The 16,436-nt window shown below is 73.8% G+C and carries 14 protein-coding genes; 8 read left to right on the top strand and 6 right to left on the bottom strand.

What is annotated here, in order from left to right; genetic code table 11:
• Positions 1-33: 33 nt before the first annotated feature.
• Genes CKY47_RS16330 through CKY47_RS16340 form a run of 3 tightly spaced genes read right to left on the bottom strand, consistent with a single transcriptional unit; the run spans position 34 to position 4,026 of the window.
• Positions 34-1,134, bottom strand: coding sequence for an alcohol dehydrogenase catalytic domain-containing protein (locus CKY47_RS16330; protein ID WP_306746668.1), 1,101 nt, complete (start codon positions 1,132-1,134; stop codon positions 34-36).
• Positions 1,131-1,547 (bottom strand): acyl-CoA thioesterase, encoded by a 417-nt coding sequence (locus CKY47_RS16335; RefSeq protein WP_306746669.1) that lies wholly within the window; start codon positions 1,545-1,547, stop codon positions 1,131-1,133. The genes CKY47_RS16330 and CKY47_RS16335 overlap by 4 nt, the downstream gene beginning before the upstream one ends.
• Positions 1,548-1,560: 13 nt before the next feature.
• Positions 1,561-4,026, bottom strand: coding sequence for a LuxR C-terminal-related transcriptional regulator (locus CKY47_RS16340; RefSeq protein ID WP_306746670.1), 2,466 nt, complete (start codon positions 4,024-4,026; stop codon positions 1,561-1,563).
• Positions 4,027-4,196: 170 nt separating this feature from the next.
• Between CKY47_RS16340 and bdeA the strand changes: the two genes are divergently transcribed.
• From bdeA to CKY47_RS16375, 7 genes are all read left to right on the top strand, one after another.
• The gene (gene bdeA, locus CKY47_RS16345) at positions 4,197-5,060 is read left to right on the top strand and encodes a bis(hydroxyethyl) terephthalate hydrolase (protein ID WP_306746671.1); all 864 of its coding nucleotides are present in this window, start codon (positions 4,197-4,199) and stop codon (positions 5,058-5,060) included.
• Positions 5,061-5,559: 499 nt separating this feature from the next.
• Positions 5,560-6,966 (top strand): family 2B encapsulin nanocompartment shell protein, encoded by a 1,407-nt coding sequence (locus CKY47_RS16350; RefSeq protein ID WP_306746672.1) that lies wholly within the window; start codon positions 5,560-5,562, stop codon positions 6,964-6,966.
• A 39-nt stretch (positions 6,967-7,005) separates the two neighbouring features.
• Positions 7,006-8,415 carry a family 2B encapsulin nanocompartment shell protein gene (locus CKY47_RS16355; protein ID WP_306746673.1) on the top strand — a complete coding sequence of 470 codons (1,410 nt, stop codon included), beginning with the start codon at positions 7,006-7,008 and terminating at the stop codon, positions 8,413-8,415.
• Positions 8,416-8,506: 91 nt separating this feature from the next.
• Positions 8,507-9,544 carry a family 2 encapsulin nanocompartment cargo protein polyprenyl transferase gene (locus CKY47_RS16360; RefSeq protein WP_306746674.1) on the top strand — a complete coding sequence of 346 codons (1,038 nt, stop codon included), beginning with the start codon at positions 8,507-8,509 and terminating at the stop codon, positions 9,542-9,544.
• A 173-nt stretch (positions 9,545-9,717) separates the two neighbouring features.
• The gene (gene ispH / locus CKY47_RS16365; RefSeq protein WP_306746675.1) at positions 9,718-10,641 is read left to right on the top strand and encodes a 4-hydroxy-3-methylbut-2-enyl diphosphate reductase; all 924 of its coding nucleotides are present in this window, start codon (positions 9,718-9,720) and stop codon (positions 10,639-10,641) included.
• A complete protein-coding gene (locus CKY47_RS16370) occupies positions 10,638-12,371 on the top strand; it encodes a 1-deoxy-D-xylulose-5-phosphate synthase (RefSeq protein WP_306746676.1) in 1,734 nt (577 codons plus the stop codon). Before ispH ends, CKY47_RS16370 begins: the two co-directional genes overlap by 4 nt.
• A gap of 605 nt (positions 12,372-12,976) precedes the next feature.
• A complete protein-coding gene (locus tag CKY47_RS16375) occupies positions 12,977-13,321 on the top strand; it encodes a DUF742 domain-containing protein (protein ID WP_306746677.1) in 345 nt (114 codons plus the stop codon).
• Here the strand turns inward: CKY47_RS16375 and CKY47_RS16380 are convergent.
• From CKY47_RS16380 to CKY47_RS16390, 3 genes are read right to left on the bottom strand one after another with little or no spacing between them, the layout of a single operon-like run.
• Positions 13,274-14,275, bottom strand: coding sequence for an NAD(P)-dependent oxidoreductase (locus CKY47_RS16380; protein ID WP_306746678.1), 1,002 nt, complete (start codon positions 14,273-14,275; stop codon positions 13,274-13,276). The genes CKY47_RS16375 and CKY47_RS16380 overlap by 48 nt on opposite strands.
• Before the next feature lie 57 nt (positions 14,276-14,332).
• On the bottom strand, positions 14,333-15,073 hold the full coding sequence (locus CKY47_RS16385; RefSeq protein ID WP_306746679.1) for an anti-sigma factor family protein: 741 nt from the start codon (positions 15,071-15,073) through the stop codon (positions 14,333-14,335).
• Between the two features lie 5 nt (positions 15,074-15,078).
• Positions 15,079-15,642, bottom strand: coding sequence for a sigma-70 family RNA polymerase sigma factor (locus tag CKY47_RS16390; RefSeq protein ID WP_306746680.1), 564 nt, complete (start codon positions 15,640-15,642; stop codon positions 15,079-15,081).
• Positions 15,643-15,819: 177 nt separating this feature from the next.
• Between CKY47_RS16390 and CKY47_RS16395 the strand changes: the two genes are divergently transcribed.
• A complete protein-coding gene (locus CKY47_RS16395; protein ID WP_306746681.1) occupies positions 15,820-16,398 on the top strand; it encodes a hypothetical protein in 579 nt (192 codons plus the stop codon).
• The last annotated feature ends 38 nt before the right edge of the window (positions 16,399-16,436 follow it).

The raw sequence follows: 16,436 nt of genomic DNA on the forward strand, positions 1-16,436 counted from the left end.
CACCCGATCCGGGCAACCGTACAGGTCCGCGGATCACGGTACGACGACCTGCCGGACGGCTTCCCCTGACGCCAAACGGGCGAACCCGGCGTTCACGTCGTCGAGCGCGAGGGTCCCCGACAGCAGTTCGTGCACGGGGAGTCGGCCGGCGCGGTACAGGTCGACGAACCGGGGCACGTCGCGGCGGGGCACGCAGGAGCCGAGGTAGCTGCCCTTGAGGGTGCGCTCCTCGGCGACCAGGCTCAGCGCGGGCAGCGTCACCGTCCGCTCGGGGTGCGGCAGGCCGACCGTGACGGTGGTGCCGCCCGCGGAGGTGGCCAGGTAGGCCTGCTCCAGGACGGCCGCGACGCCGGTGGTGTCGATGACCTTGTCCGCGCCGCCGCCGGTCAGGTCGCGCACGGCGGCCACCGCGTCCGCGCCGCCCGCCACGTCGTGGGTGGCGCCGAGCCTGCGGGCCAGGGCGCGCTTGTGCGCGACGACGTCCACGGCGACGATCTGCGACGCGCCGGCCGCGCGGGCGGCGAGCAGGGCGGCCAGGCCGACGCCCCCGAGCCCGAACACCGCGACCCGGTCGCCGGGCCGCACGGCGGCGCTGTGGAACGCGGCGCCCGCGCCGGTGAGCACGGCGCACCCGAACAGGGCGGCCACCTCGGGCGCGAGGTCGTCGGGCACGCGGGTCGCGGACTTCTCGGAGACCACGGCGTACTCGGCGAACCCGGACACGCCCAGGTGGTGGTGCGGGCGGGTGCCGTCGGGCAGCCGCAGCCGCCTGCCGCCGCCGAGCAGGCTGCCCTCGCGGTTGGCGGCCGCACCCGGTTCGCACAGCGCCTGCCGCCCGGACGCGCACCGCCGGCACGAGCCGCAGGCGGGCACGAACGACAGCACGACCCGGTCGCCGACGGCGAAGTCGGACGCGCCGGGCCCGGTCTCCACGACCTCGCCCGCGGCCTCGTGGCCGAGCACCATCGGCAGCGGCCTGACGCGGGAGCCGTCGATGACGGACAGGTCGGAGTGGCACAGCCCGGTGGCGCCCACCTTCACCAGCACCTCGCCGGGACCGGGCGGGTCCAGTTCCAGGTCGAGCACCTCCAGCGGTCCGCCCACGGCGGTCAGCACCGCGCCCCGGGTCCTCACGCGACCACCAGCCCCTCCATCGCGGCGCGCAGCCCGGCGGGGACCTCCACCGGCTTGCGCGTGTCCCGGTCGGTGAACACGTGCACGAAGTGCCCCTCGGCGACGACGTCGTCACGACCCTCCGGGTAGAAGCCGACCTCCCAGCGCACGCTGGAGCGGCCGAGGTGGCCGACGCGCAGGCCCGCGTCGACCGCCTCGGGGAAGGCGACGGAGGCCCGGTAGTTGCAGTGGGACTCCACGCACAGCCCGATCGCCGGGCCGCGGTGGATGTCCAGCCCGCCCTCGGTGATCAGCCACGTGTTGATGAGCGTGTCCATCCACGCGTAGTGCACGACGTTGTTGACGTGGCCGTACACGTCGTTGTCGTGCCACCGGGTCGGTATCCGCTGCCAGTGCCGGTAGTCCTGTCGCAAGCGACCCTCCTCGTCAGTCGAGCACCCTGGTCAGCTCGACCCTGGACCGCACCTCGAGCCTGGCGAAGATGTTGCGCAGGTGGTGCTCGACGGTGCGGTGGCTCAGGAACAGCCGGGCGGCGACCTCCCGGTTGGTCGCGCCCTCGGCGACCAGGCGGGCGATCTGCGCCTGCTGCGGGGTGAGCGAGGCGACCCGGTCGCCGGTGGGCGGCGCGTCGGCGGGCCCGGTGACGGTCTCGCCGGCGGCGCGCAGCTCGGCCCGGGCGCGGGCGACCCAGCGGTCGGCCTCGTAGCGCTGGAAGATCTTGACGGCGTCGCGCAGCACGTCGCGCGCCGCCCGGGGTTTGCGGCCGCGGCGCAGCCGGTGCCCGTAGAACAGCTCGGTCTTGGCCAGCTCCATGGCGGTGCCGCTGGCCCGGTGCAGCCGGATGGCCTCGCGGAAGTGCTCGTCGCCGGCCGCGCCGTCGTCCAGCATGGCCCGGCAGCGGTGGGACAGGGCCAGCCGGGCGGGGCTGTTGGTGGCGCCCACCCACTTCTCGTAGCGGCCCAGCGCGCGGTCGGCGGTGGAGCGGCGGCCGCAGCCGACGGCGGCCTCCACGACGTGCGGGGCGGCCATGACCTTGATGCCGGCGTGCACGCCGCCGGCACCGGCGGTCATCAGGCGCAGCCGGTCGAGGGCGTCGGCCGGGCGGTCGAGGGCGAGGTCGACGCACGCCGACGCCCACGCGCCGAACGTGCCCGAGCGGCCGAGGCCGCGCTGGGCGATCTGCTCGGCGGCGGTCTCGACGCGGTGCACGGCGGTGTCGGTGTCCCCGCGCAGCGCGGCGAGCAGGGCGAGGATCGTGAGGTGGTCGACGACGGCGTTGTGCTGGCTGATCGCGGTGGCCGCGTGCACGCCCTCGAACGCCGCCGACAGCGCCACCGAGTGCTGGTCGAGCAGCAGCGCGGACAGCGCCCGGTACACCAGGGCCCACGGCACGAGGGAGGTCAGGCCCTGCTCGTGGGCGGCGGTGACCGCGCTGGTGGCCAGCTCGTGCGCCCTGGTCGCGTCGCCCAGGGTGTAGGCGGCCTGGCCGCCCCAGATCTTGGCCTGCGGGTGCGGGACGCGTTCGGCCAGCTCCACGACGGAGCGCAGCGCGGGCAGCGCCTCGGTGTGCCGCCCGGCGAACGTGGCGGCCATGCCGGCGAGGTGGTCGAGGGTGATGCGGGTGCGGTCGGGTTCGTCGGGGCGGCGCAGCCGGGCGGCGAACGCGGCGGTCTCGGCGTACCGGGCGTGGTCGCCCGCGATGCTGGCCGCCTCGCCCGCGAAGCCGAGGGCGGTGATGGCGAGCGCGCGGTGGGTGTGGACGAGTTCGCCGGCGGCGTGCAGGAGGCGGCGCACGGCGACGTCGGGCATGCCGTGGCCCAGGTCGATGCCGCCCTTGACCAGTTCGGCGCGGGCGCGCAGCTCGTCGCTGTCGGTGAGCCGGGCGGCGGTGCGCAGGGCGACGCGGGCGCGGCGGGGCGCGCCGTGGGCCCAGTGGTCGGTGGCGGCGGCGATGAGGTGGCGGGCGCGGGCGTCCGGTCCGGACGCCAGGGTGGCGGCGCGGTCGTGGTCGCGGGCGGCGGCCGGGTAGTCGCCGCAGCGGCGGGCGCGGCCGGCGGAGTCCGCGAGCCGGTCGGCGAACGCGTCGCGGTTGCCGGGCGCGCGGGCGGCCTCGTGCCAGGTGCGGCGGGGTCCCGGGGGCAGCGCCCCGGCCAGCGCGGCGTGCGCGGCGAAGCGCAGCGGGAGCGGCAGGGCGTCGCGGAGCGCGGAGCGCACCAGGGGACCGCCGTCGAGCAGGGCGCGGGCGTCCTCGACGGCGTCCAGGTCCAGGTCGGGCATGCGGGCGAGGGTGTCGTCGTCGACCTCGTCGTCCACGACGCGCAGCGCGGCGGCGAACCGGGCCTGCGCGGGCAGGGCGTGGAAGCGGGCGGTGAAGCGGGCGCGCAGCGAGCTGTCGGCGGGCAGGCCGTCCGGCGGGGGCGCGGTGCCGCCGATCTGCTCGGAGGTGAGCGCGCGGGTCAGTTCGACCAGGGCGAGCGGGTTGCCGCGGGCGAGGTCGGCGACCTCGTCGGCGAGGCCGGGTGGCAGGCCGGGGCGCAGGTCGCGCAGCACGCGCAGGCTGTCGGCGTGGTCGAGCGGGTCGAGTCGCACCCACGGCAGGCCGCGCGCGTCTCCCTCGGTGGCGATGAGCAGGGCGACCGGTTCGTCGGCGAGGTCGGCGACCAGGTCGTCGAGCCAGGCGGTGTCGTCGAGCAGGTGGGCGTCGTCCACGCACAGCAGGACCTCGCGCCCCCCGGTCGCGCGCTCGGCGGCGGCGCGGCGGGCGGCGTCGAGCAGTGCCGACTTGCCCGACCCGGGTCCGCCGCGCAGGACCAGGACCCCGCCCCGCCCGGCTCGGGCACGGTCGAGCAACGCGTCGACGGCGACGCGCTGCCGGTGGCGTCCGCGCAGCATGGGGCCAGTCTCGCGGTCACCCGACCGCCGGCGGAAGGGGTCGCGGAGAAATTTTCTACCAGTGTTAGTTTTCGGGTGGGACCGGTGGTTGCACCGATGCGGGACGGTTACCGAGTGGCGCAGGGTCATCGCTGTCCGCAGTTTCCCTGCCAAGCGAGGTGTACACCGACGTGCAACTCCGCAAACTGATCCCCGCGCTCGTCCCGGCGCTGGCCCTGGCGCTGGTCGCCCCCTCGGCCGAGGCGGCCGAGACCGAGTACCGCCGCGGTCCCGCGCCCAGCAACTCCAGCATCGAGGCCGTGCGCGGCCCGTTCGCAACCTCCCAGACCACGGTCTCCTCCCTGTCGGTGAGCGGCTTCGGCGGCGGCACCATCTACTACCCCACCAGCACGGCCGAGGGCACGTTCGGCGCCATCGCCATCTCCCCGGGCTTCACCGGCACGCAGTCGACCATCTCCTGGCTCGGCCCGCGCATCGCCTCCCAGGGCTTCGTGGTGTTCACCATCGACACCAACACCACGCTCGACCAGCCCGACAGCCGGGCGTCGCAGCTGCTGTCGGCGCTGGACTACCTGACCCAGCGCAGCTCGGTGCGCACGCGCATCGACGCCTCCCGGCTGGGGCTGATGGGCCACTCGATGGGCGGCGGCGGCACCCTGCGCGCCGCCGAGCAGCGGCCGGCCCTCCAGGCCGCGATCCCGCTGACCGGCTGGCACACCGACAAGTCCTGGGGCGGCGTCCGGGTGCCGACCCTGGTCGTCGGCGCCGAGAACGACTCGGTGGCGGCGGTGTCGTCGCACTCCATCCCGTTCTACAACTCGCTGCCGTCCACCCTGGACAAGGCGTACCTGGAGCTGAACGGCGCGAGCCACTTCGCGCCCAACACCTCCAACACGACGATCGCGAAGTACAGCATCGCGTGGCTCAAGCGGTTCATCGACAACGACACCCGCTACGAGCAGTTCCTGTGCCCGGCCCCCGGCCGCAGCACGCAGATCTCCGACTACCGCGACACCTGCCCGCACAGCACCTGATCGACGTGCGGGGCCGGGCGCGCTCCGCCGGCCCCGCACCCGTTTCACCCATTCGGACACCGCGATCCCGGACCACCGGGGTCGCGGTGTCCGTCGTATGAGGACTTCTCGTCTTCGATCGGGCGAACACTGAGACGATCTTCCTGCCGAAATACGGACTCCACCGCCCGAACGAGCTACCCACGCAAGACTGAACTTTCGGGCGCACTCGTGCAAAATGACCTCACAGCCGACCATCCCTGCCCAGGTCAACACCACGTTCGAAGGAAGAATGCTACGACGATCGAGTTAAACATTCCCCGCCAGGGCGAATAGAGTCCTACATGCCGGACAAATTCACTCGTTATTACCCGTCGCGGGAAAAACGCGCACTGACCGTGCGCGGACACCGCCGAACGACCCCGCAGGGGGTCCCCACATCAGCCGCTTCCCGTACTGCATTCGTGCTCACTACCGTCGGTCCGGCCCAATGAAGGAATTCCGATTGGCGGTGTACGTGGTGACTGTGACCGATTCGGACTCGGACGTCGAGCGCCCCAGGTCGAGCCTCGGCACGGCGGCGGCGCGCAACCTCGCGACGACGACCAAGTCCGTGCCCCAGATGCAGGGCATCACCTCGCGGTGGCTGCTGAAGATCCTGCCCTGGGTGGAGGCGAAGGGTGGCGCCTTCCGGGTCAACCGCAGGCTCAGCTACGCCGTCGGGGACGGCAGGCTGACCTTCACCAACGCCGGCGCCGACGTCCGGGTCGTCCCGCAGGAGCTGACCGAGCTGCCGCTGCTGCGCGACTTCGACGACGTCGCCGCGCTCACCGCCCTCGCCGACCGGTTCGAGCAGCACGAGTACCAGCCCGGCGACGTCATCGTCGAGGAGGGTCGCCCGCAGGACGCGGTGATCCTCATCGCGCACGGCAAGGTCAACAAGATCGGCCGCGGCGAGTACGGCGACCAGACCGTGCTCGGCGTGCACGCCGGCGGCGAGCACTTCGGCGACCAGGTCCTCGCCGGTCCGCAGGGCGAGTGGGGCTTCACCGTCAAGGCCGTCACGCCGGTCATCGCGCTCGCGCTGCCGTGGGACGTCTTCGAGCGTCTCAACGGCGAGGCGGGCGGGCTGCGCGCGCACATCCAGCGCGCCTTCGCCGCCGGCAGCGGCCGGCAGAACGCGCACGGCGAGGCCGAGATCGACATCGCCTCGGGCCACGAGGGCGAGCCCGACCTGCCCGGCACGTACGTCGACTACGAGCTGGCGCCGCGCGAGCTGGAGCTGAGCGTCGCGCAGACCGTGCTGCGGGTGCACAGCCGCGTCGCCGACCTCTACAACCACCCGATGGACCAGGTCGAGCAGCAGCTGCGGCTGACCATCGAGGCGCTGCGCGAGCGCCAGGAGCACGAGATGGTCAACAACCGCGACTTCGGCCTGCTGCACAGCGCCGACCTCAAGCAGCGCATCCACACCCGCACCGGCCCGCCCACCCCCGACGACATGGACGAGCTGCTGGGCACGGTGTGGAAGGAGCCCACGGCGTTCCTGGCCCACCCCCGGGTCATCGCCGCGTTCGGCCGCGAGTGCAGCAAGCGCGGCATCTACCCGGCCACCGCCGACCTCAACGGCCACCACGTGCCCGCCTGGCGCGGCGTGCCGGTCCTGCCGTGCAGCAAGATCGCGGTCTCCAAGACCCGCACCAGCTCGATCGTGCTGCTGCGCGCCGGCGAGGAGAACCAGGGCGTCATCGGCCTGCACCAGACGGGCCTGCCCGACGAGTACCAGCCGGGCCTCAACGTGCGGTTCATGGGCATCGACGAGAAGGCGATCATCTCCTACCTCGTCAGCGCCTACTACTCCACCGCGATCCTCGTGCCGGACGCCGTCGGCGTGCTGGAGCACGTCGAGATCGGCCGCGAGGACTAGTCCTCCCCTGCCAGCCCCCGACGAGATCGGACTTCCCACGTGACCGCGACCGACCCCGGCCTCGCCCCCGAGGAGGCCGAGCACCGGCGGCAGAGCCTGGGCACCGCCGCCGCCCGGAACCTCGCCAGCACCACCAAGTCCACCCCGCAGATGCAGGGCATCTCGCCCCGCTGGCTGCTGCGGAAGCTGCCCTGGGTGAGCACCCAGGCCGGTACCTACCGGGTCAACCGCCGCCTCAGCTACGCCCTCGGCGACGGGCGGGTGACGTTCACCAGCACCGGCGCCGACGTCCGCGTCATCCCGCAGGAGCTGCGCGAGCTGCCGCTGCTGCGCGACTTCGACGACGAGTCGGTGCTGGCCGCGCTGGCCGACCGGTTCGAGCAGCGCGAGTACCGGCCCGGCGACGTCGTCGTCGAGTCCGGCGGCCGGGCCGACGAGGTGTTCCTCATCGCGCACGGCAAGGTCAACCGGATCGGCCGGGGCGAGTACGGCGACCAGACCGTGCTCGACACGATGGCCGACGGCGACCACTTCGGCGACGAGGCGCTCACCGGCGCCGAGGCCCGGTGGGAGTTCACCGTCAAGGCCGTCACGCCGGTGATCGCCCTGGTGCTGACGCAGAGCCGGTTGCGGCAGCTCGACGGGCGTGCCGACGCGCTGCGCGAGCACGTCGAGCAGGTCGCGCGGCGGGGCGGCAGGCCGCAGAACAAGCACGGCGAGGCGGAGATCGACATCGCCTCGGGCCACGAGGGCGAACCGGAACTGCCGGCGACGTTCGTGGACTACGAGCCGGCGCCCCGGGAGTACGAGCTGGAGGTGGCCCAGACCGTGCTGCGCGTGCACAGCCGCGTCGCCGACCTCTACAACCACCCGATGAACCAGACCGAGCAGCAGCTGCGGCTCACCATCGAGGCCCTGCGCGAGCGCCAGGAGCACGAGATGGTCAACAACCGGCGCATCGGGCTGCTGCACAACGTGGACCTCGGGCAGCGCATCCACACCCGCACCGGCCCGCCCACCCCGGACGACCTGGACGAGCTGCTGTCGCGGCGGCGCAAGACCGCGTTCATGCTGGCCCACCCGCGCACCATCGCGGCGTTCGGCCGGGAGCTGAACAAGCGCGGCCTCTACCCCGGCTCGGCCGACGTGGACGGCACGCGGGTCACGACGTGGCGCGGCGTCCCCATCCTGCCGTCGGACAAGATCCCGATCTCCGAGCGCCAGACCAGCTCGATCATCGCGATGCGGGTGGGCGAGCAGGACAACGGCGTGATCGGCCTGCACCAGCCCGGCATCCCGGACGAGGTGCAGCCGAGCCTCAACGCCCGGTTCATGGGCGTCAACGAGAAGGCGATCGTGTCGTACCTGGTCAGCGCCTACTTCTCGGTGGCGGTGCTGGTGCCGGACGCGCTGGGCGTGCTGGAGCACGTGGAACTCGGCCGCTCGTAGCACGCGGGGGTGCCGCCGGCCGGGACCGCCCGGCGGCGCCCGACCTCCCCCGCCCGCGCCGCGGGCGTTCCCCCGAACAGGAGTTGTGCCCATGACCGACCTGGACGTGAGCCCCGCGCGGACCGCGCGCGAGGTGTTGAGCTGGAGCCGCGGCGAGGTGGACCCGGCGCTGCGGGCCGCGGTGGACCGGTTGCCCGAGTCGATGCGGGTGATCGCGGGCTACCACTTCGGCTGGCGGGACGAGCACGGCGGACCCGCCTCGGCGGACCCCGGCAAGGCGATCCGGCCCGCGTTGGCGCTGCTGGCCGCGCAGGCCGTGGGCGGTTCGGCGGAGGGCGCGGTGCCCGCCGCGGTGGCCGCGGAGCTGGTGCACAACTTCTCGCTGCTGCACGACGACGTGATGGACGGCGACGTGACCCGGCGGCACCGGCCCACCGCGTGGAGCGTGTTCGGGATCAACGCGGCGATCCTCGCGGGCGACTCGCTGCTGACGCTGGCGCTCGACGTGCTGGCGGCCGGCGGGCACCCGGCGGCTACGCGGGCGATCCGGGAGCTGTCGGTCGCCGTGCAGGAGCTGCTGGCGGGGCAGAGCGCCGACCTGGCGTTCGAGGAGCGCGCGGACGTGGGGCTCGCCGAGTGCGTGCGGATGGCCGAGGGCAAGACCGGCGCGCTGCTGGGCGCGTCGTGCGCGGTGGGCGCCATGTTCGGCGGCGGCACGGCCGAGCAGGTCGAGCACCTGCGGGCGTTCGGCGCGAAGCTGGGGCTGGCGTTCCAGTTCGTCGACGACCTGCTCGGCATCTGGGGCGACCCGGCGGTGACCGGTAAACCGGTGTACTCCGACCTCCAGAACCGCAAGAAGTCGCTGCCCGTGGTGGCCGCCCTGACCTCCGACACCCCCGCCGCCCGCGAGCTGGACGCGCTGTACCGCGCGGACCGGCAGCTGACCGGAGTCGACCTGGCCCGGGCCGCCCACCTGGTGGAGGTGTGCGGCGCGCGGGCGTGGAGCCAGGGGCGTGCCGACGACCTGCTGGCCCGTGCCCGCGTGCACCTGCGCGCGGCGCGGCCCGCCGACCGGGCGTCGCGCGAACTGGACGCCGTGGCCCGCCTGGCCACCCACCGAACCCACTAGCCCGACCCGAACGCAGAACTCACCCGACCCGAACGCACGACTCGCCGGTGTGCCGACCGTTCACCCGCGAGTCGTACGTCCGGGCCGCGCGAGTCGTACGTCCGGGACCGGCGAGTTCTCCGTTCGGGACCTGGTGGTCCGCCGGTAGTCGCCCTACACGAGGAGTCGTGCGCATGGCCGTTCCCGTTGTGCTGCTCGCGTCGCCGCGGTCGTTCTGCGCCGGGGTCGAGCGGGCCATCGACATCGTCGACCGCCTCCTCGACCTGCACCGCGGTCCGGTCCACGTGCGCAAGCAGATCGTGCACAACACGCACGTGGTGGCCGAGTTGGAGGCGCGCGGCGCGGTGTTCGTCGACGAGCTCGACGCCGTGCCGGACGGCGCCACGGTGGTGTTCTCCGCGCACGGGGTGTCGCCCGCGGTGCGGGAGGAGGCCGAGCGCCGCGGCCTCGACGTGGTGGACGCGACGTGCCCCCTGGTGACGAAGGTGCACGCCGAGGCCAGGCGGTACGCCGCGCGCGGTGACACGGTGGTGCTCGTCGGGCACGCCGGGCACGAGGAGGTCGAGGGCACGCTCGGCGAGGCACCGGACCGGATGGTGCTGGTGGGGACCGTCGCCGACGTGGCGGCGCTGGAAGTGCCCGACCCGGCCCGGGTGTCGTACCTGACGCAGACCACGCTCGCCGCGGACGAGACGGCCGAGGTGCTCGACGCGCTGCGGGCCAGGTTCCCGGCGCTGAGGGGACCGTCGTCGGCCGACATCTGCTACGCCACGACGAACCGGCAGGACGCGGTGCGCGAGGTGGCGCGGGACGCGGACCTGGTGCTGGTGGTCGGGTCGGCGAACTCGTCCAACTCGGTGCGGCTGGTCGAGCTGGCCCGTCGCGGCGGCGTCCCCGCGCACCTGGTCGACGACGTGTCCGACATCGACCCGGCGTGGCTGGAGGGCGTGCGGGTGGTGGGCCTGAGCGCGGGCGCCTCGGCACCGCCCCGCCTGGTGGACGAGGTGGTCGAGGCGCTGGGCGCGCGGGACGTCGAGGTGCGCGAGACCACGGCCGAGACGATCCGGTTCACGCTGCCGGCGGCGGTGCGGCGGTGACGGCGCTGCTGGAGGGCATCACCGGCCCGGCGGACGTCCGGGCGCTGCCCGCCGACGCCCTGCCCGACCTGGCGGAGGAGATCCGCGTCCACCTCGTCCGGCACGTGACGCGCGCGGGCGGCCACCTGGGACCGAACCTGGGCGCGGTGGAGCTGACCATCGCCCTGCACCGCGTGTTCGACTCGCCGCACGACGTGCTGCTGTTCGACACCGGCCACCAGGCGTACGTGCACAAGGTGCTGACCGGGCGGGCGGGCGACTTCGGGACGCTGCGCCGCGCGGGCGGTCTGTCCGGCTACCCGTCGGCGGCCGAGTCGCCGCACGACGTCATCGAGAACTCGCACGCCTCCACCGCGCTGTCCTACGCGGACGGCGTGGCGAAGGCGATGCGGCTCAAGGGCTCCGCGCGCCGGGTGGTGGCGGTCGTCGGCGACGGCGCGCTGACCGGCGGCATGGCGTGGGAGGCGCTGAACAACCTCGCGGGCACGCGGCACCCGGTCGTGGTGCTGCTCAACGACAACGGCCGCTCCTACGCGCCGACGACCGGCGGCCTGGCCGCGCACCTCGCGGAGCTGCGCCGGGGACGGCGGCCGACGCTGTTCGAGGACCTGGGCCTGGCCTACGTCGGGCCGGTCGACGGGCACGACGTGCTCGCCGTGGAACGCGCGCTGCGCCAGGGCGCGCGGCTGGGCCGCCCGGTCGTGGTGCACTGCCTGACCCGCAAGGGCGAGGGCCACCGGCCCGCCGAGCAGGACCTGGCCGACCACCTCCACACCGTGTCGCCCGGCGGGTCGGGGACGGTCCCGACGTGGACGGACGTGTTCGGCGCGGAGATCACCCGCATCGGCGAGGACCGCGCGGACGTGGTGTGCCTGACCGCCGCGATGCGCGGCCCGACGGGGCTGGACGGGTTCGCCCACCGGTTCCCGGAGCGGACCTTCGACGTGGGCATCGCCGAGCAGCACGCGGTGACCTCGGCGGCCGGGCTGGCGCTGGGCGGGATGCACCCGGTGGTCGCGGTGTACGCGACGTTCCTGTCCCGCGCGTTCGACCAGGTGCTGCTGGACGTGGCGCTGCACCGGCTGCCGGTGACGTTCGTGCTCGACCGGGCGGGGGTGACCGGGCCGGACGGGCCGAGCCACCACGGCATGTGGGACGCGTCCGTGCTGCCGGTCGTGCCGGGCCTGCGGCTGGCGGCTCCCCGGGACCCGGCGCGGCTGCGCGAGGCGCTGCGGGAGGCGGTGGACGTCCACGACGGCCCGACCGCGGTCCGCTACCCGAAGGCGAAGGTGGCGGGCGACATCCCGGCGGTGCGCCGCACGGGCCGCTACGACGTGCTGCGCGAGGAGCCCGGCGCGGCCGGGCTGCTGGTCGCGGTCGGCCCCATGGCGGGCCCGTGCCTGGAGGCGGCCGAGGAGCTGGCCGCGCACGGCGTGCGGGTCGCCGTGGTCGACCCGCGCTGGATCGCGCCGCTGGACCCGGAGCTGGTCAAGCTCGTCGCCGCGCACCGGCTGGTGATGGCCGTGGAGGACACCACGACCACCGGCGCGCTGGGTGGTCGGCTGGCGCAGGCGATGGCCGTGCTCGGCGCGCCCACCCGCGTCGGCACGTTCGCGCTGCCCGCGAACTTCCTCCCGCACGGCTCGCGCGAGGAGGTCCTGCGGGCGCACGGCCTGGACGCGGCGGGCATCGCCACGACCGTCCTGAAACGCCTGGAGGAGTGCGGTTGACCGCTGATCCCGTCGCCGACACCCACTGCCGGCCGGGGTGCGCGCCCGCCGCCGTCGACGCCCGGTGCGCGGCGCGGTGGTCCGGGCGGTGCCCGGGTCCGGGATCGTGGAGGCCCTGCCGGAGGAGGCGCTGGAGCCGGGGACGAGCGGGTCGGGCAGCGGGCCGCCGAACCTCAAACCTTGGTCAACAACCGTTGTGAGAGCGCTCCACCCGTCACTAGCGTCGATTCCGGCCACAAGCCGCTCGGTGGTGGGCTCATCACCAGGACACATCCCCCACGTGTTCTGCGAGGTCAAGTGTGATCGCGAATCCGACACCAATCGGGTAACCCCCGACGGACGCCTGGGGCGCACCCCGTCCCAGGCGGGCCGCGGGTGGCCGCCGGGCGGTCGAGCCGGGGCGACCGGGCCGATCATCCGATGCGTGCGGATGGGTTCAGAAACGGCCGGCGCACAGCCCGGCACGCACCGTCGCAGCGGTCCGCGATTCCTCCCACATGCCGGGAAAACCGAGACAGGAGGCGTGACGCGCCCTAGGGTCTAGCGTCGTCAGCGACCCTGACCGCGCGCGACCGTGATCAACGAACGACCGTCGAGGAGCTGGTGTGTCGACCCTCCGGGTGCGCCCCTACACCAGGACCGGCGGCCGTACGCGGTCCGCGACGACGCTGGCCATCGAGACCATCGTGACGACGAACGAGCGGGCCGGCCGGGACGCCCTGACGTCGACCGCGGAGCACCGGATCATCAGCGACCTGTGCCGCCTGCCGCACTCCGTGGCGGAGGTGGCGGCGACGCTGCGGTTGCCGCTCGGCGTGGTGCGCGTGCTGCTGGCGGACATGTCCGACATGAGCCTGATCAACGTGCACGCCGAGGAGGCGGTCGACGACAAGGGCCGGCCGTCACTCGACCTGATGGAGCGCGTCCTCGCGGGCCTGCGCCAGATGTGAGCGCCCCGGGCGCGGCGGCGCCTGGTCGGGGGCTCCCGAGCGCTCGCCGATCGCGTGCACGACCGCGGCCATGTCGTCGGCGCCGTGCCCCAGCTCGACGGTCCGGGTGAACAGCGCCAGGCACACGTCCAGCAGCGGCGAGGCGATCCCGGCGGACCGGGCGGCGGCGGCGATCAGCTCGTTGTTCATCAGCACGTCCCGCGCGGCGGCCTGGGCGGTGAAGTCGGCGGTGAGGAGCTTCGCCGTCTTGGCGCGCGACACCGTGCTCGCCATCGGCCCGGAGTCCAGCACCGAGGTGAACACGTCGAGGTCCAGGCCGCGGCGCTCGGCGAAGTGGAAGGCCTCGGCCAGCCCGGTGGTCATGGTGATCAGGAACAGGTTGACGGCCAGCTTCATCACCAGCGCCCGCGGCGCCGCGCCGCACTCGACGACCTGCGCGCACATCGGCGCGACGACCTCCCGCACCCGCGCGACCGCGTCGGGCTCCCCCGCGAGCATGGCGATCAGCTCGCCGGCCTCCGCGGGTCCGCGCGACCCGGACACCGGGGCCTCGACGTACCGCCCGCCCGCGGCCCGGACGTCCCGCTCCAGGGCGTGCGAGTACTCGGGCGAGGTGGTGCCCATGTGCACGACGGTGCGCCCCGCGACGAGCCCGGCCCACCCGGCGCCGTCCCGCCCGAGCGCGGCGTCGATCGCGGCCTCGCCGGCGAGCATGAGGACGACCACCTCGGACCGCTCGAACACCTCCGCCACCGAGCCCGCGACCTCCGCCCCGGCCTCGCGCAGCGGCTCGCAGCGGTGCGGCGAGCGGTTCCACACCACGAGCGGCGTCCCGGCGCGGGCCAGGTTGAGGGCCATCGGCTGCCCCATGATCCCGAGCCCGACGAATCCGACCTGCACCACGACCTCCTCGCACGCGCGGCGGCACGGCGCCGCCTCCCGCTCGGGAGTCAACGCCGCGACGGTGCGCCGGGTCTAGAACGGTGGTGCGGCCACCGCTTCGCGGACGGGTCAGGAGGTCGGGAGGCGGACCAGGGTCGCACCCTCCCGGGTGTCGCGCACCGAGAACTCGGTGATCTCGTGCCACCGCAGGCCGACGGCGGCCTGGAGCCGCACGGGCTGGGTCTCCGGGCTCGTCGCGCCGACCGCCCAGGAGCCGAGGACCAGGGTCTCGCCGGTCCGGGACTTGGCGACCAGTTCGCACCGGGTCGGGCCCTTCGCGCCCTTCACCTCCAGTTCGAGGGAGGTGCCCCACTGCTCGGGGACCGCGGTGATCTTCGCGGCGACGCCGGTGGCCGCGTCGGTGCGGGCGAGGGTGCCGGCGGGGTCCGGGGCGGGGACGTCCTTCGCCGCGTTGGACGGCGCAGGCGCCCGGGAGGACGTGGAGGAGCCGGCCACCGAGTCGGACGGCGAGGCGACGTTCACCGACACGACGGCGGTCAGCACCACGAGCAACACGGCAGCGGCGGCGGCCATCAGTGCCACGTTGCGGCGCTTGCGCGCCCGTTGTTCCGAGACCTCGTCGATCATCGCGCGCACCGAGCGGCCGTCGGGCCGCTCCCCCGTGTTGGAGCGCAGCATGCCGTTGGCGTCGGCCTCGTCGATCAGGTCGGGCAGCTCGGCGAAATCGCGCAGGTCGAGCGCACATCGACGGCACTGGGCGAGGTGGTTCTCGAAGGCGTCGACCTCGTCCTCGTCGAGGATGCCGAGGACGTACGCCGCCACGTCGATGTGGTCCGTAGGCGAGTTCACCCGCGTCAGCCCCGATCCTGCAACGCACGCCGCAGGGCGCGGAGCGCGTAGTACACCCTGGACTTCACCGTGCCGGGCGGTACCCCGAGCACCGCTGCGGCTTCCCCGACAGTGCGATCCCTCAAGTACGTTTCGAGAATAGCCTCCCGGTGCTCCTCCGTCAGTCCGTTCATCGCTTCGGCTACGACTATCGCCGCCAGGGTGCGGTCCGCCTCGTCCCGCACCGGGGCCTCATCGGACGGCGTCAACTCGGACTCCTGCGGTCGGACGCTCCGCTTTCGACGGTCGTCGATGACCAGTCGCCGGGCGACGGTGAACAGCCAGGAGCGGAGCAGGACGGGGTCCCGCTCCAGCTTCTCGGCGTTGCGCCACGCCCGCACGAGCGTCTCCTGGACGATGTCCTCTGCCCACTGCCGGTCGCTGCCGGTCAGCCTCATGGCGTGTCCGAGCAGCGCACTGCCGAACTCCTGGTAGAGCCTGCGGATCAACTCGTCTTCCAGGCTCAGTTCGGCCCAGGGCTGATCTCTTTGGGGGGAAGTGCTGCGTCTGTGCCGCGCCACGCCGTGCATCCAAGCGCGCCGGGTGGCGCCGCGTCGAGGGTTTGACGGCAAAAAAAGTGGTCGATCTGTTCGTGAACCGTGTCCGCATCGTGTCCGTACTTCTCGGTATCCGCTCCGACGGCCAGGACCCGCACACCCGGTCCCTAGTCCTTCCGGCGGACCCGCCAGCAGGAGAAAGGACCAACGATGCGCAGTCGACGTACCCGAAAGGCGTTGCTGCCGATCCCGGCCGCGGCGGCGTTGCTGCTGGTCAGCGCTTGTGGCGCGACCGGTTTCGGCGCTTCCGGCGGCCAGGGCGGCGCGACTGGCGCCAACTCCGGCACGACGACTCTCCAGCAGACGCCGGACTTCGGCAAGGAGCCGCACCAGATGCTGTCGGCCACCGAGTCGCGGCAGGTCGGCTGGTTCGTCGCGGACGCGGCGGGTTTCGCGCTGTACCGCTTCGACAAGGACACCGCGAAGCCGTCGAAGTCCAATTGCGACGCGGCGTGCCTGGAGATGTGGCCCCCCGTGCTGGTCGGCGAGCACACCATGACCTCCGGTGTGGACCCGACGCTGGTGGGTTCCGTGGAGCGCGCCAACGGCAGGAAGCAGGTGACCCTCGCGGGCTGGCCCCTCTACCGGTACGCGGGTGACAAGAAGGCGGGCGACCTGACCGGTCAGGGCAAGGGCGGCACGTGGTTCGCGGTGACCCCCGAGGGCAGGAAGGCGCAGGCCGACGACGGCGCCGCCCCCGCGCAGCCGGGCACCGGCGACGGCTACTGAGTCCACTCCACAGCGACCACTCCACAGCGACCACTCCA

Origin of the sequence: Saccharothrix longispora (assembly GCF_030852425.1) — a bacterium.
Lineage (GTDB): Bacteria > Actinomycetota > Actinomycetes > Mycobacteriales > Pseudonocardiaceae > Actinosynnema > Actinosynnema longispora.